Annotated in this window: 12 protein-coding genes; all 12 read left to right on the top strand. The window is 67.6% G+C overall.

The annotated features are described in order from the left end of the window. Positions 1-266 precede the first annotated feature (266 nt). The 12 genes from AB3G45_RS22080 to AB3G45_RS22025 all read left to right on the top strand — a co-directional run bounded on the left by AB3G45_RS22080 (position 267) and on the right by AB3G45_RS22025 (position 13,659). On the top strand, positions 267-1,376 hold the full coding sequence (locus AB3G45_RS22080) for a phytanoyl-CoA dioxygenase family protein (protein WP_367832591.1): 1,110 nt from the start codon (positions 267-269) through the stop codon (positions 1,374-1,376). A gap of 70 nt (positions 1,377-1,446) precedes the next feature. Next, positions 1,447-2,391, top strand: coding sequence for a sugar ABC transporter substrate-binding protein (locus AB3G45_RS22075; protein ID WP_367832590.1), 945 nt, complete (start codon positions 1,447-1,449; stop codon positions 2,389-2,391). An 86-nt stretch (positions 2,392-2,477) separates the two neighbouring features. Continuing rightward, positions 2,478-3,599: an ABC transporter permease gene (locus AB3G45_RS22070; RefSeq protein WP_367832589.1), complete on the top strand. Its 1,122-nt coding sequence runs from the start codon at positions 2,478-2,480 to the stop codon at positions 3,597-3,599. Beyond that, positions 3,599-4,375 (top strand): ATP-binding cassette domain-containing protein, encoded by a 777-nt coding sequence (locus tag AB3G45_RS22065; protein WP_367832588.1) that lies wholly within the window; start codon positions 3,599-3,601, stop codon positions 4,373-4,375. The genes AB3G45_RS22070 and AB3G45_RS22065 overlap by 1 nt, the downstream gene beginning before the upstream one ends. A gap of 103 nt (positions 4,376-4,478) precedes the next feature. After that, entirely contained in the window at positions 4,479-5,600 is a 1,122-nt protein-coding gene (locus AB3G45_RS22060) for a Gfo/Idh/MocA family protein (protein ID WP_367832587.1), read from the top strand. Positions 5,601-5,619: 19 nt separating this feature from the next. Beyond that, positions 5,620-6,609: a Gfo/Idh/MocA family protein gene (locus tag AB3G45_RS22055; RefSeq protein ID WP_367832586.1), complete on the top strand. Its 990-nt coding sequence runs from the start codon at positions 5,620-5,622 to the stop codon at positions 6,607-6,609. Between the two features lie 118 nt (positions 6,610-6,727). Then, complete coding sequence (locus AB3G45_RS22050; protein WP_367832585.1) at positions 6,728-8,164, top strand: NAD-dependent succinate-semialdehyde dehydrogenase; 1,437 nt, start codon at positions 6,728-6,730, stop codon at positions 8,162-8,164. Between the two features lie 11 nt (positions 8,165-8,175). After that, entirely contained in the window at positions 8,176-8,991 is an 816-nt protein-coding gene (locus AB3G45_RS22045; protein WP_367832584.1) for an HpcH/HpaI aldolase/citrate lyase family protein, read from the top strand. Continuing rightward, entirely contained in the window at positions 8,992-9,981 is a 990-nt protein-coding gene (locus AB3G45_RS22040) for a hydroxyacid dehydrogenase (protein WP_367832583.1), read from the top strand. It begins immediately after the preceding gene. 108 nt (positions 9,982-10,089) lie between these two features. Then, positions 10,090-11,001, top strand: coding sequence for a MurR/RpiR family transcriptional regulator (locus AB3G45_RS22035; RefSeq protein ID WP_367832582.1), 912 nt, complete (start codon positions 10,090-10,092; stop codon positions 10,999-11,001). A 121-nt stretch (positions 11,002-11,122) separates the two neighbouring features. Then, positions 11,123-12,964, top strand: coding sequence for a 3D-(3,5/4)-trihydroxycyclohexane-1,2-dione acylhydrolase (decyclizing) (iolD, locus tag AB3G45_RS22030; RefSeq protein WP_367832581.1), 1,842 nt, complete (start codon positions 11,123-11,125; stop codon positions 12,962-12,964). A gap of 203 nt (positions 12,965-13,167) precedes the next feature. Beyond that, positions 13,168-13,659 carry a GAF domain-containing protein gene (locus AB3G45_RS22025; RefSeq protein WP_367832580.1) on the top strand — a complete coding sequence of 164 codons (492 nt, stop codon included), beginning with the start codon at positions 13,168-13,170 and terminating at the stop codon, positions 13,657-13,659. The last annotated feature ends 47 nt before the right edge of the window (positions 13,660-13,706 follow it).

Here is a 13,706-nt window from a genome sequence, read left to right as displayed (position 1 = left end):
TCCTATGGGCGAAGGATGCGCGCGACGCCACGCGCGACAGCGTTACCGCCATCGTGACGGCCATGGCCCGGACCTATGCCGAGACCGCCTGAACGTGGAACCCGCCGGCCGTATTGACACCGGCAAATTTTCACAATTAATATTGCAGTCGATTGACGGCTGCAATTTTTGATCTGCGCTTGCGGCTCGCCGTGCCCGGGGAGGGGTGGGGCGAGCGCGACGGCGGCTGCCGCCAGACCGGTTTTCAGGCATCGGGGAGGATTTCGATGAACGATATAGCCGCGGCGATCGACCTTGCGCAATTCCGGCGTCAGGTGGAGACCGGAACGACGATGGCGATGTGCCCGACGGCGATCGCCATCGAGAAGAACATCCCCATCTATGACGGCGCATCGGTCGACGATGCCATCGGCCCGGAATGGGCCTCGGTCATCGGCGAGGGGCCGGGCGTCTTCGTCGTCAAGCGCGCTTTCACCGATCCCGGCGCCATCGACGCGGCAAGCGAGGTCTTCCGGAAGATCATCGCCGACGAACGGGCCGCGGGCACGGCGGCTGGCGACCATTTCGCCAAGGCGGGTGCCAACGACCGCATCTGGAACAGCTTGCAGAAACTCTGCCTGCGCGATCCCGCCGTCTATGCCCGCTACATGGCCAATCCGGTGATCGACATCGCCTGCCGCGCCTGGCTCGGCCCGGGCTATCAGATCGCCACCCAGGTCAATCAGGTGCGCCCCGGCGGCAAGGCGCAGGCGCCGCACCGCGACTATCACCTCGGCTTCATGAAGCCCGAGCAGATGGCGCAGTACCCGAGCCATATCCACGCCACCGGCCCGACGCTCATCCTGCAGGGCGGCGTCGCCCATTGCGACATGCCGGCGGAAAGCGGCACGACGAAGCTCCTGCCCCATTCGCAGCGCTACCTGCCAGGCTATGTCGCCGCCACGCGGCCGGAGTTCCGGGATTATTTCGAGGAGAACTGCGTTCAGCTTCCCCTGGAAAAGGGCGACGCGATCTTCTTCTCCCCGGCGCTGTTCCATGCGGCCGGCGAGAACCGCACGGCCGATGTCGTGCGCATGGTCAACCTCATCCAGACGGCTTCGGCCTTCGCCCGCCACATGGAAAGCCTCGACCGCACCGCGATGGTCCGTGCGGTCTATCCGCATCTGGCGGCGCTGTCGCCGGCCGGGCGGCGGGCGGCGATCGCCGCCACGGCGGACGGCTATCCGTTCCCGACCAATCTCGACACCGATCCGCCGCTCGGCGGCCTCGCGCCGGAAAGCCAGCAGGACCTCGTCGCCCGGGCCGTCGAGGAAGGCTGGGACCAGGGGCGCCTCGACGCGGCCCTGGTCGCGCAGGGCGCCAAGCGCGCGGCCTGACGCATGCTTTTACCCGCAAAGGCTTCGGGCGGGGAGCGAACAGGAAGCCAACTTCGGGAGGACGTTAAGCATGAAGAAAATCCTGCAATCCCTGGCCCTCGGTGCGCTGCTGGCGACGACGGCGCTTTCCGGCGCTGCCCATGCGGATGGCGAGAAATTCGTCTGGATCAGCCACGGCCCGGACAGCGACAGCTGGTTCAACGTCATCAAGAACGCGATCAAGGTGACGAACGAGCAGATGGGCGTGACGACCGAGTACCGCAACCCGCCGACGGGCGACCTTGCCGACATGGCGCGCATCGTCCAGCAGAGCTCGGCCGCCGGCGTCGACGGCATCATCGTCACCATCGCCGATTTCAACGTGCTGGAAGGGCCGATCAAGGATGCCGTCGCCAAGGGCATTCCGGTCGTCACCGTCAATTCGGGCACGGTGGAGCAGAGCCAGAAGCTCGGCGCGCTGATGCATGTCGGCCAGCCGGAATACGAGGCGGGCCTCGGCGCGGGCAAGCGCGCGAAGGAGGCCGGCATCAAGAGCTTCCTGTGCGTCAACCACTACATCACCAACCCGGCCTCGGTGGAGCGGTGCCGCGGCTTTGCCGAGGGCATCGGCGTCGAGCTCGGCAACCAGATGGTCGATTCCGGCATCGACCCGTCGGAAGTGCTGAACAAGGTAAAGGCCTATCTCACCGCCAATCCCGATACCGGCGCCATCCTGACGCTCGGCCCCAATTCGGCCGAACCGTCGATCCGCGCGGTGAAGGACATGGGCCTCGACGGCGACATCTATTTCGGCACCTTCGACCTCTCGGCGGAGATCTCCGCCGCCATCAAGGACGGCACGATCAACTTCGCGATCGACCAGCAGCCGTTCCTGCAGGGCTCGATCCCGATCCAGGTGCTGACGAGCTATGTGCGCTACGGCGTCGCCCCGGCCAATTCCATCTTCACCGGCCCGGGCTTCGTGACGAAGGACAATATCGCGCTGGTCGAGTCCCTGGCGGGCCAGTACCGTTGATCTGACGGTTTTCGCAGGCGCGGGCGGGCAGCCGTCCGCGCCCCGGTCTTGCGAGGCCCGGTCTTTCGAGGGAGGAGACTGCATTCATGACGGACGTCATTCCAGACGCGCTGAAGGACGAGCGCATCAAGCCCGTCTCGCGGCTCCGGCGCGCGCTGATCCGGCCGGAGCTCGGCGGCATCTGCGGCACCATCCTGGTCTTCCTGCTCTTTGCGGTGGTGGCCGGCGACAGCGGCATGTTCGCCGCCGAGGGCGTGCTGAACTGGACGGTGGTGTCGGCCCAGTTCATGGTCATCGCGGTCGGCGCCTGCCTCCTGATGATCGCCGGCGAGTTCGACCTCTCCACCGGCTCGATGATCGGTTTTTCCGGCGTCATGATGGCGATCCTGTCGGTCCATATCGGCGTGCCGCTCTGGCTCGCCATCATCGCGACCTTCGTCTTCTGCGTCCTTGTCGGCGGCGTCAACGGCTGGCTGGTCATCCGCACAGGCCTGCCGTCCTTCATCGTCACGCTCGCCTTCCTCTACATCCTGCGCGGCCTGACGATCTGGGGCTCGGTCTACTTCACCCGCCAGACGATTATCGGCGGCGTGGCGGAAAAGGCGGCCGACGACTGGCTGGCGCCGCTCTTCGGCGGCAAGATCCTCGGCGGCCTCTTCACCTGGATGGGCGAGATGGGCTGGATCGCCACCTTCACCCGCGGCAACCGCGCCGGACAGCCGGTCATCGACGGCATCCCCATGCTCGTCGTCTGGGCGATCGTGCTCGTCGTCTTCGGCCACTGGCTGCTCACGCGCACCAAGTTCGGCAATTGGATCTTCGCGGCCGGCGGCGATGCGCTCGCCGCGCGCTATGTCGGCGTGCCGGTCAACCGGGTGAAGATCCTCATGTTCATGTTCTCCGCCTTCTGCGCCTGCGTCTTCGCCACCTGCCAGGTGATGGAGTTCGGCTCGGCGGCGGCCGACCGCGGCATGCTCAAGGAGTTCGAGGCGATCATCTGCGTCGTCATCGGCGGGGCGCTGCTCACCGGCGGCTACGGCTCGGTCATCGGCGCGGCGCTCGGGGCCATCATCTTCGGCGTGGTGCAGCAGGGGCTGTTCTTCGCCAATGCGGAAAGCTCACTCTTCCGGGTGTTCCTCGGCCTCATCCTGCTCACTGCCGTGATCATGAACACCTACATCCGCCGCATCATCACGGGAGAACGCTGATGTCCGCCATCGTGGAGATGAGAAACATCACGAAGCACTTCGGCCATGTCATCGCGCTGGCCGGCGTCTCCTTCGACATAAGGGCGGGCGAATGCCATTGCCTGCTCGGCGACAACGGCGCGGGCAAGTCGACCTTCATCAAGATCATGTCGGGCGTCTACAAGCCAAGCGGCGGCGAGGTGCTGGTGGAGGGCACGCCGACGCTCTTCCACAGCCCGCGCGACGCCATGAACGCCGGCATCGCCACCGTCTACCAGGACCTCGCGATGATCCCGCTGATGAGCGTCAGCCGCAATTTCTGGATGGGCCGCGAGCCGGAGCGGGGCATCTGGCCGTTCAAGACCTTCGACACCGCCAAGGCCGACGAGATCACGGTCACGGAGATGCGCAAGATGGGCATCAACCTGCGCGGGCCGGACCAGGCGGTGGGCACGCTCTCGGGCGGCGAGCGCCAGACCGTCGCCATCGCCCGCGCGGTCTATTTCGGCGCCAAGGTGCTGATCCTCGACGAGCCGACCTCGGCGCTCGGCGTGCGCCAGACGGCGAACGTGCTCAGCACCATCGACCGGGTGCGCAAGCAGGGCATCGGCGTCGTCTTCATCACCCACAACGTGCGCCACGCGCTCGCCGTCGGCGACCGTTTCACGGTGCTCAACCGCGGCCAGACGCTGGGCACGGCCGAGCGCGGCACGGTGGATGCGGCGGCCCTGCAGGACATGATGGCGGGCGGGCAGGAACTGGCGCTGCTGGAGGCCTCGCTCGGCGGCACGATCTGACGGAGGCGGAGCGAATCCGGACCGCGCGGCGACTTCGCAATAATCGATGCAAGCATGGGCGTTACGGAAAAATCCGTGCGCCATCATCCAGGGAACAGAGAGCATGAAGAAGACGCTTCGCCTTGGCCTCATCGGGTCGGGTTTCATGGGCAAGACGCATGTCTTCGGCTTTGCGGCCGCCGCGCGGGTGTTCGACCTGCCCTACGAGGTGGAGCCGGCCGCCATCGCCGACGTGACGCTCGCACAGGCGGAGGCCGCCCGCGCGGCGCTCGGCTTCCGGCGCGCCACGGACGATTGGCGCAGCTTGGTGGCGGATCCCGAAATCGACGTGGTCGACATCACGGCCCCCAATGCCCTGCACAAGGAAATGGCGCTCGCCGCCATCGCAGCCGGCAAGCATGTCTATTGCGAGAAGCCGCTCGCCCCGCTGGCGCGCGATGCCCGGGAAATGGCCGAGGCGGCGGAACGTGCGGGCGTGCGCACGCAGGTCGGCTTCAACTATCTCTGCAACCCGATGCTGAATCTTGCCCGGGAGATGATCGCGGGCGGGGAGCTCGGCGAGATCCGCTTCTATCGCGGCCTTCATGCCGAGGACTACATGGCGGACGCCGCCGCGCCCTTCACCTTCCGCCACGATCCGGCCGGCGGCGGGGCGCTGGCCGATCTCGGCAGCCACGCGCTGGCGACCGCCGAATTCCTGCTCGGCCCGATCGAGAGGGTGATGGGCGATTGCGTGACGATGATCGCCAGCCGCCCGGACGGCCGGGGCGGCATGCGCAGCGTGGAGACGGACGATGTCGGCCGCGCCTTCCTGCGCTTTGAAAATGGCGCCATCGGCTCCGTCGAGGGCAACTGGATCGCCACCGGTCGCAAGATGCAGCACGATTTCGAGGTCCACGGCACCAGGGGCGCGCTCGCCTTCTCGCAGGAGCGCTTCAACGAGCTGCATTTCTATTCCACGGACGACCGGAGGGGCCGGCAGGGTTTCCGCCGCATCGAGGCGGGGCCGGATCACGTGCCCTACGGCCGCTTCTGCGTCGCGCCCGGCCACCAGCTCGGCTTCAACGACCTGAAGGCGATCGAGGTCGCCGGCTATCTGGAGGCGATTGCGGGCCTTCGGCCCGAGCCGTTCAATTTCCGCGCCGGCCTGCGCATCCAGACGCTCGTCGAGACGATCCACGCATCCGCGCGCGCCGGCACCTGGCGTGCCGTGGACGGCGGCTGAAACGAAGGAGGAGGGAACGATGAAGACGGTTGGAGTGGGCGTCATCGGCGCGGGCGTGATGGGGGCGGAGCATGCACGCATCCTTGCCGGCGATGTCGCGGGGGCGCATCTCGTCGCCGTGGCGGATGCCGACCTGTCGCGGGCCGAGGCGGCCGCGCAGGGCGCGCGGGCGACGACGGATGCGCTGGCGCTGATCGCCGATCCCGCGGTCGAGGCGGTCCTCGTCGCCTCGCCCGATGCCACGCATCACCGGCTGGTGCTGGCGGCGATCGCCGCAGGCAAGCCGGTTCTGTGCGAAAAGCCGCTCGCCACGAGCACTGCCGAATGCCTGGAGATCGTCGCGGCCGAACGGCGCGCGGGCCGGCAACTGGTGCAGACCGGCTTCATGCGCCGCTTCGATCCGGCCTACCGCGAGATGAAGGCGACGCTCGACAGCAAGGCGCTCGGCGCGCTGCGCATCCTGCATTGCCGGCACCGCAACGCCGCGGCGCCCGCCTGGTTCACCGGCGCGATGGCGATCACCAATTCGCTGGTGCACGAGATCGACGTCTGCCGCTGGCTGCTGGCGACGGAATACAGCGCCGTCACCGTCATTCCCTGCGCGTCGGAGGCCGGAAGCAGCGGCGACCCTGCGATGTTCGTCTTCGAGACGGAGGCCGGCAGCCTCGTGTCCGTCGAGGTCTTCATAAACGCCGCCTACGGCTATCACGTCCATGCCGAGGCCGTCTGCGCGGGCGGCACGATCGGCATGGCGCATCCGGCGCTCACCCGCACGCGGCGCAGCGGCGCGCAGGAGGGCGCCTTTCCGGAAAACTGGGTTCCCCGCTTCCGCGATGCCTACCGCCTGCAGAACCAGGCCTGGATCGACGGCATTCGCAGCGGAACGCCACCCGCCGACGGCTCGACGGCCTGGGACGGTCTCGTCGCCACCTGCCTTGCCGACCAGATCGTCGAGGCGCTGGCGACGCGCCGGCGCACGCCGCTCGTGCTGCCGGAACGGCCGCGGTGAACTGCGGACGACCGGGCTTGCACCAAACGTTGCGGATTGTTCTTGACTTGCAATAAAAATTGCCTTTCTTCTGGTTCTGGAAATACGCTTGCGGGCGCCCCTGCATGGAGGAGACAGCATGTACGGTTCCTACGGTTTGTTCATCGACGGCGTCTGGTCGGGCCCCGCGCAGGGCGCTTCGACGGAGGTCGCCGATCCCGGCAACGGTGCGGTTCTCGGCAGCGTGCCGGCGGCGGGTGTCGAGGATACGGAGCGCGCGATTTCCGTCGCGCAGCGGGCCTTTCGCGGCTGGAAGGCGACGCCCGCCTGGGCGCGCGCGGACCTGCTGCACAAGGTCGCCGACGCCATGGCCGCCCGCGCGGCGGAGGCCGCCCGCCGGATCACGCTGGAGACCGGCAAGCCGCTCGCCCAGTCCGGCCGCGAATGGGGCCTCGCCGTCGAGCAGTTCCGCTGGTATGCCGAGGAGGCGCGCCGCATCTACGGCCGCATCGTCGAGAGCCGCGCGCCGGGCGGCCGGCTGGAAGTGTCGCATGAACCCGTCGGCGTCGTCGCCGCCTTCACCGCCTGGAATTTCCCGGCGGCGCTGATCGCCCGCAAGGTCGCCCCCGCGCTTGCCGCGGGCTGCGCCGTCATCGTCCGCCCCTCCGTCGAGGTGCCGGGCGTCGCGATGATCCTGTTCGATTGCCTGCGCGAGGCCGGGCTTCCCGCCGGCGTCGCCAATCTCCTGATTGGCCCCACCGCCGCCACCTACAAGCCCATCATGGCCGCGGCCGCCGTGCGCAAGGTGTCGCTCACCGGCTCCACCCGCGTCGGCCAAGAGATGATCCGCGACAGCGCCGAGACGGTGAAGCGCATCAGCATGGAGCTTGGCGGCAATGCGCCGATGATCGTCTTCGACGATGCCGATCTCGACCGCGCGCTCGATCTTGCCGTGCCGACGAAATACGCCAATGCCGGCCAGGTCTGCGTCACTCCCGACCGCTTCTACGTGCACGAGGCGCTGCACGACCGCTTCGCGGAGGGCTTTGCCGCCCGCGTCAGGGCGCTGAAGCTCGGTCACGGTCTCGACGAGGCGACGCAGATGGGGCCGCTGATCAACCAGCGCCGCATCGCCGCCATCGAGGAGATCGTCGCGGATGCCCGCGAGCGCGGCGGCAGGATCCTTGCCGGCGGGGGGCGCCCGGCGGAGATGAATGCCGGTTTCTTCTTCGAGCCCACCGTCATCACCGGCCTGCCGGACGATGCGAAGGCCATCGCGGAGGAGAATTTCGGTCCCATCGCCGCCATCACGCCCTTCGCCGCGGCCGACGAGGTGTTCGACCGCGCCAACGCCTCGGAAATGGGCCTTTCCGCCTATGTCTTCACCCGCGATGCCGGCCGCGCCCGCGAGGCGGCGGCGCGGCTGGAGGCGGGCATGGTCGGCGTCAACAGCTTTGCCCTGGCCGCGGCCGAGGCGCCTTTCGGCGGCATCAAGGCGAGCGGCATGGGCCGCGAAGGCGGCACCGAGGGCATTCTCGACTATTCCAACGTCAAGCTCGCGCAGATGACGGTCTGAGGGAGGCATCCATGATCAGGAACGGTGTCAAGCAGCGCTGGGCGGAAGGCAGGCCGGTGCTCAACGGCTGGCTCTCCATCGCCAGTTCCTTCAGCGCGGAGATCATGGCCGCGCAGGGCTATGATTCCCTCACCATCGACCTGCAGCACGGCATCGTCGGCTATGACGGCGCGGTGCCGATGCTGCAGGCCATGCGGGCAAGCGGCGTGACGCCGCTGGTGCGCGTGCCCTGGCTCGATCCGGCCGACATCATGAAGGCGCTGGATGCCGGCGCCTACGGCGTCATCTGCCCGATGATCAACACCCGCGCCGAGGCCGAGCGCCTCGTCTCCTATGTGCGCTACCCGCCCGCCGGCGTGCGCAGCTTCGGCCCGAGCCGCGCCCTGTTTTCCGCCGGTCCCGGCTATGCCGCCGAGGCCGACGACGAGATCGTCTGCCTTGCCATGATCGAGACCGCGCAGGCCTACGAGAACCTCGAGGATATCCTCGCCACGCCCGGTCTCGACGGCGTCTATATCGGTCCCGCCGACCTGACGCTCGGCCTGCAGGGCAAGCGCTACGCGCCCGGCTTCGACCGCCGCGAGCCCGAGATGATCGAGGCGATCAGGACGATCCTCCAGGCCGCCCACCGGGCCGGCAAGCGGGCGGCGCTGCACAACGGCACGGCCGACTATGCCGCCGAGGCGGTGGGTTGGGGCTTCGATCTCGTGACCGTCTCCAACGACGTACGCCTCCTCGCCGGCGCCGCCGAGGCGAGCGTCCGGGCCTTCCGCGAGCGCGTGCAGCAGGTCGCTCCCGCCGACACGATAGACAGGGGAGGATATTGAATGCCGAGGATCCTGGTGGCCGGCAAGATCCACGCGGACGGCCTTGCCGCGCTCGAATCCGCGCCCGGCGTGACGCTCGACTATGTCGAGGAGGTCTCCGCGGCAAGCTACGAGCCCTTCCTGGCAGCGGCCGATGCGCTGCTCATCCGCACCCAGCCGCTCCCCGCCGCCTTCATCGCCGCGGCGCCGCGGCTGAAGATGGTCTCGCGCCACGGCGTCGGCTACGATTCCGTCGATGTCGCGGCGCTGAACGGCCGCGGCATCCCGCTCGCCGTGGTCGGCGACGTGAATTCCCGCGCGGTGGCCGAGCACGCCGTCATGCTGATGCTCTCGGCCGCGCGGCGCACCGTGCTCTTCGACCGCAGGATGCGGCAGGGCGACTGGAACCATCGCAACAGCCTCGACGCCGACGAGCTCGACGGGCGCTCGCTGCTGATCGTCGGCTTCGGGCGCATCGGCCGGCGGCTGGCGCAGATCGGGACGGCGCTCGGCATGGCGGTGCTCGCCTATGACAAGTACCAGGATGCCGCGGAGATTGCCGCGGCGGGCGTAACGCCGGTCGACGACCTCATGGACGGTCTGCGCCGCGCCGACGTCGTGTCGCTGCATGTGCCGAAATCCGGTGCCGAGCCGCTGATCGGCGCGGCGGAGCTGGCGGCGATGAAGCGCTCGGCCATTCTCGTCAACACGGCGCGCGGCGGCCTGATCGACGAGAAGGCGCTGCTGGCGGCGCTGGAGGAGGGGCGGCTTTCGGCGGCGGGGCTCGACGTGCTCGATTGCGAGCCGCCGGCCGGCGACGACCCGATGCTCGCCTGCGAGCGGGTAGTGCTCTCCCCGCACAATGCCGGGCTCACCGAGGCCTGCGCCCGGCGCATGGCGATGGCCGCAGCGGCGAACATCCTCGATTTCTTCGAGGGCACGCTCGATCCGGCGCTCGTCGTCAACCGCACGGAGATCGCCGCGCGACCTACCCTGACGGTCGGGGCCTGAAGGCGTGCTCCGGGCGAGCGTTGCAGACGCCGGCCTTATGCAATAGTGCAAATATGGACCGGCACCGGCTCATCCCGGGTCCGAAACGAGAATCCGGGAGTAGGCCCTATGCCGAGGGTAAAGCAGTCCAACCAGCCGCCGCCGAAGACGGCGAATTACGAGACCTTCGTCAACATCGTCACCGAGGCCTATCCGAACCTTTCCGATCGTTTCCAGCAGGTCGCCCGCTTCATCACGCAGAACCCCAATATCGTGGCGATGCAGTCGATCAACGCGATTGCCGAACAGTGCGGCGCGCATCCCTCCATCCTCGTGCGCTTCGCCCAGAGTTTCGGCTTTTCCGGCTTCAAGCAGCTCCAGTCGGTGTTCCAGAGCCGCTTGTCGACGGCCGCGCCCGGCTATCGCGAGCGCATCAGCGCGCTCGACGTCGACCTGGAGAAGACCAAGCGCAAGGGCAATCTCGGCTTCCTGCACGATCTCGTCGTGCGCGATATCGCTACCTTGCAGGAGCTGTTGAACACCACGACGGAGGAGAGCCTGTCGCAGGCGGCGCGGGCGCTGAAGGCGGCCGACACGATCTTCATCGCCGGCCAGCTTCGCTCCGAGCCGATCGCCAAGTTCCTGCGCTACGTGCTGTCCATGCTGCAATGCCGGGTCATCCTGCTCGATCCGGCCGGCGGCCTTGCGCCCGAGATGGCCAAGGTGATGGGCAGGAACGACGTCTTGGTCGCCATCGCCTTCCGCCACTATGCCAAGGAGGTGGTGACGATCGCCGACGTCGCGGCCGAGAACGGCACGCCCATCGTCGCGATCACCGACAGCCAGCTCTCGCCGCTCGCCAAGAACGCGGCCGTGCTCTTCACCATCCCGGAAGACGAATATTCCTTCTCGCGCTCGCTCGCCGCGCCGATGTGCCTGACGCAGACCATCGCCGTGGCGCTCGCTGCCCTGCTGCAGGAAGACAAGAAGGGCTCGCCCGAGATCCCGACCGTCACGGGCAAACAGCGGCGCAAAGGGTAGGGACGCGCGCCGCTCGGCGTCCTGTCGCCGTGAAATGCAATAAGTATTGCAACGATTAAGAATATGAAATAAAATTTCTGAACGATGGCCGGTGCGAAAAGGCCGCTGAGGGAGGTTTACCATGTCCACCATCCGCCTGACCATGGCGCAAGCCCTGGTGCGTTACCTGTGCAACCAGTTCACCGAAATCGACGGCAAGCGCGCGCCGCTGTTTCCCGGCGTCTTCGCCATTTTCGGCCACGGCAATGTGACATGTCTTTCCGAGGCACTGGAGGCGGTGAAGGACACGCTGCCCACCTGGCGCGGCCAGAACGAGCAGTCGATGGCGCTTGCCGCCATCGGCTTTGCCAAGGCGACGCGCCGCCGGCAGATCATGGTGGCGACCAGTTCCATCGGTCCCGGCGCGCTGAACATGGTGACGGCGGCGGGCGTCGCGCATACCAACCGCCTGCCGGTGCTGCTTCTGGCCGGCGACAGCTTCGTCAACCGCCGGCCCGACCCGGTGATGCAGCAGGTCGAGCATTTCGGCAATCCGACCATCACCGTCAACGATGCCTTCAAGGCCGTGACGCGCTACTGGGACCGCATTACCCATCCCGAGCAGATCATCGCCTCGCTGCCGCAGGCCGTCGCCGTCATGCTGGACCCGGCCGATTGCGGCCCGGCCTTCCTGGCCCTGCCGCAGGACGTGCAGGAGATCGCCTGGGACTATCCCGAGAGCTTCTTCGCCCCGACCGTCCACAGGATCCCGCGTTCGCGGCCGGACCGCGACAGCCTCGCGGAAGCCGTCCGCGTCCTCAAGGCGGCGAAGCGTCCGCTGATCATTTCCGGCGGCGGCGTGCGCTATTCGGGCGCGGAAACGGCGCTCGCCGCCTTTGCCGAAAAGCACGGCATCCCGCTCTGCGAGACCATCGCCGGCAAGGGCACGGTCACCCATGACCATCCGGCCCATGTCGGCCCCATCGGCATCGTCGGCTCCACCTCGGCCAATGCGCTGGCGGGCGAGGCCGACGTGGTGCTCGCCGTCGGCACGCGCCTCATGGATTTCACCACCGGTTCCTGGACGGCGTTTTCGCCCGACGCCCGCTTCGTCTCGATCAACGCGGCGCGCTGGGATGCCAACAAGCACCGCGCCGTCGCCGTCGTCGGCGATGCGCTGGAGACGGTCGGCGAACTGGAAGCCGCCATCGGCGACTACAAGGCAGACAGTGCCTGGACGAAAAAGGGCAAACTGGAATTCGCCAAGTGGAACGAGGCGCTCGACGGCTACCAGAAGCCGACCAACGCGCCGGTGCCGACCTATGCCCAGGTCGTCGGCATCGTCAATGCGAAGGCCGGGGAGCGCGACCTCCTCATCACCGCCGCCGGCGGCCTGCCGGGCGAGGTGATGAAGAACTGGCGCGTCAAGGCGCCGAACACCTTCGACTGCGAATTCGGCTTCTCCTGCATGGGCTACGAGATCGCCGCCGGCTGGGGCGCCGCCATGGCCGATCCCACCCGCACGCCCATCGTCATGGTCGGCGACGGCACCTACATGATGATGAACTCGGACATCTATTCGACCGTGCTTTCCGGCCACAAGATGATCCTCATCGTCTGCGACAACGGCGGCTACGCGGTCATCAACCGCCTGCAGAACGCCAAGGGCACGCCGGCCTTCAACAACCTCCTGAAGGATTGCCGCGTCAAGGAGCCCTTCGCCGTCGATTTTGCCAAGCATGCCGAGGCGATGGGCGCGCTGACGCGCCGCGTCGAAAGCCTTGCCGATCTCGGCGATGCCGTCGAATGGGCGCAGGGCACCGACCGCACCACGGTCCTCACCATCGTCTCCGACGCCTTCACCTGGACCCCGGGCGATGCCTGGTGGGATGTCGGCGTGCCGCAGGTGAGCGCGCGGGCCGAGGTCAATGCCGCCAGTGCCGACCAGCAGGCCGGCCGCAGGAAGCAGCGCGTCGGCGTCTAGAGCATTTCCGGCGAACTCCGGTTCACCGGAAATGCTCTAGATTATTGTTTTTACCGCATTATCCGACGCCGAAGCGATCTCGCTTCGGCTGGAAATGCTCTCGCCTGCCTTGAAGGCGGCGCAGGTCTCCATCGCCATTCTTGCCAGGTCAAGCGTCCGGGTCTATCGACGGTTCCGGGAAACCATGATGTACGAGGACGACCATGCATGAGATCGGGAAGATCGAGGCGGCGGACAAGCCCGCCTTCTACCGCGAACTGCTCGCCCAGGCCGAGGGGCTGCTGCATGGCGAGCGCGACGCCATCGCCAATGCCGCCAACCTCTCGGCGCTGATCTACGACGCGGTCGACGATCTCAACTGGGCGGGCTTCTACTTCCTCAAAAGCCCGCAGGAGCTGGTGCTCGGCCCGTTCCAGGGCAAGGTCGCCTGCGTGCGCATTCCGGTCGGCAAGGGCGTCTGCGGCGCCGCCGTGGCGGAGGGGAAAAGCCAGCTCGTGCCGGATGTATATGCCTTTCCGGGACACATCGCCTGCGACGCGGCCTCGCGCTCCGAGCTCGTCACGCCGCTCGTGCGCGACGGCGTCGTGTTCGGGGTTCTCGATCTCGACAGCCCGTCGCCCGGCCGCTTCACGGCGGAAGACCAGGCCGGTTTCGAGGCGCTCGCCGCGCTCTACGTCTCGGCAAGCGACGCCTGAAACGGCGAACGCCCGGCTTTCCCCGGGCGTTCCTCTGATCTTGCCGG

Origin of the sequence: Shinella sp. S4-D37 (genome assembly GCF_040812195.1) — a bacterium.
In the GTDB taxonomy this organism is placed as follows: domain Bacteria; phylum Pseudomonadota; class Alphaproteobacteria; order Rhizobiales; family Rhizobiaceae; genus Shinella.
The sequence above is the reverse complement of the archived record's forward strand: the minus strand, read 5'-3'. Positions and strand labels throughout refer to the sequence as shown.

Bases quoted from the DNA above. Each gene is read 5' to 3' on its own strand.
- AB3G45_RS22060 (WP_367832587.1), top strand. From the start codon at position 4,479: ATGAAGAAGACGCTTCGCCTTGGCCTCATCGGGTCGGGTTTCATGGGC.
- AB3G45_RS22045 (WP_367832584.1), top strand. From the start codon at position 8,176: ATGATCAGGAACGGTGTCAAGCAGCGCTGGGCGGAAGGCAGGCCGGTG.
- AB3G45_RS22065 (WP_367832588.1), top strand. From the start codon at position 3,599: ATGTCCGCCATCGTGGAGATGAGAAACATCACGAAGCACTTCGGCCAT.
- AB3G45_RS22050 (WP_367832585.1), top strand. From the start codon at position 6,728: ATGTACGGTTCCTACGGTTTGTTCATCGACGGCGTCTGGTCGGGCCCC.
- AB3G45_RS22080 (WP_367832591.1), top strand. From the start codon at position 267: ATGAACGATATAGCCGCGGCGATCGACCTTGCGCAATTCCGGCGTCAG.
- AB3G45_RS22075 (WP_367832590.1), top strand. From the start codon at position 1,447: ATGAAGAAAATCCTGCAATCCCTGGCCCTCGGTGCGCTGCTGGCGACG.
- AB3G45_RS22025 (WP_367832580.1), top strand. From the start codon at position 13,168: ATGCATGAGATCGGGAAGATCGAGGCGGCGGACAAGCCCGCCTTCTAC.
- AB3G45_RS22035 (WP_367832582.1), top strand. From the start codon at position 10,090: ATGCCGAGGGTAAAGCAGTCCAACCAGCCGCCGCCGAAGACGGCGAAT.
- AB3G45_RS22040 (WP_367832583.1), top strand. From the start codon at position 8,992: ATGCCGAGGATCCTGGTGGCCGGCAAGATCCACGCGGACGGCCTTGCC.
- AB3G45_RS22070 (WP_367832589.1), top strand. From the start codon at position 2,478: ATGACGGACGTCATTCCAGACGCGCTGAAGGACGAGCGCATCAAGCCC.
- iolD (WP_367832581.1), top strand. From the start codon at position 11,123: ATGTCCACCATCCGCCTGACCATGGCGCAAGCCCTGGTGCGTTACCTG.
- AB3G45_RS22055 (WP_367832586.1), top strand. From the start codon at position 5,620: ATGAAGACGGTTGGAGTGGGCGTCATCGGCGCGGGCGTGATGGGGGCG.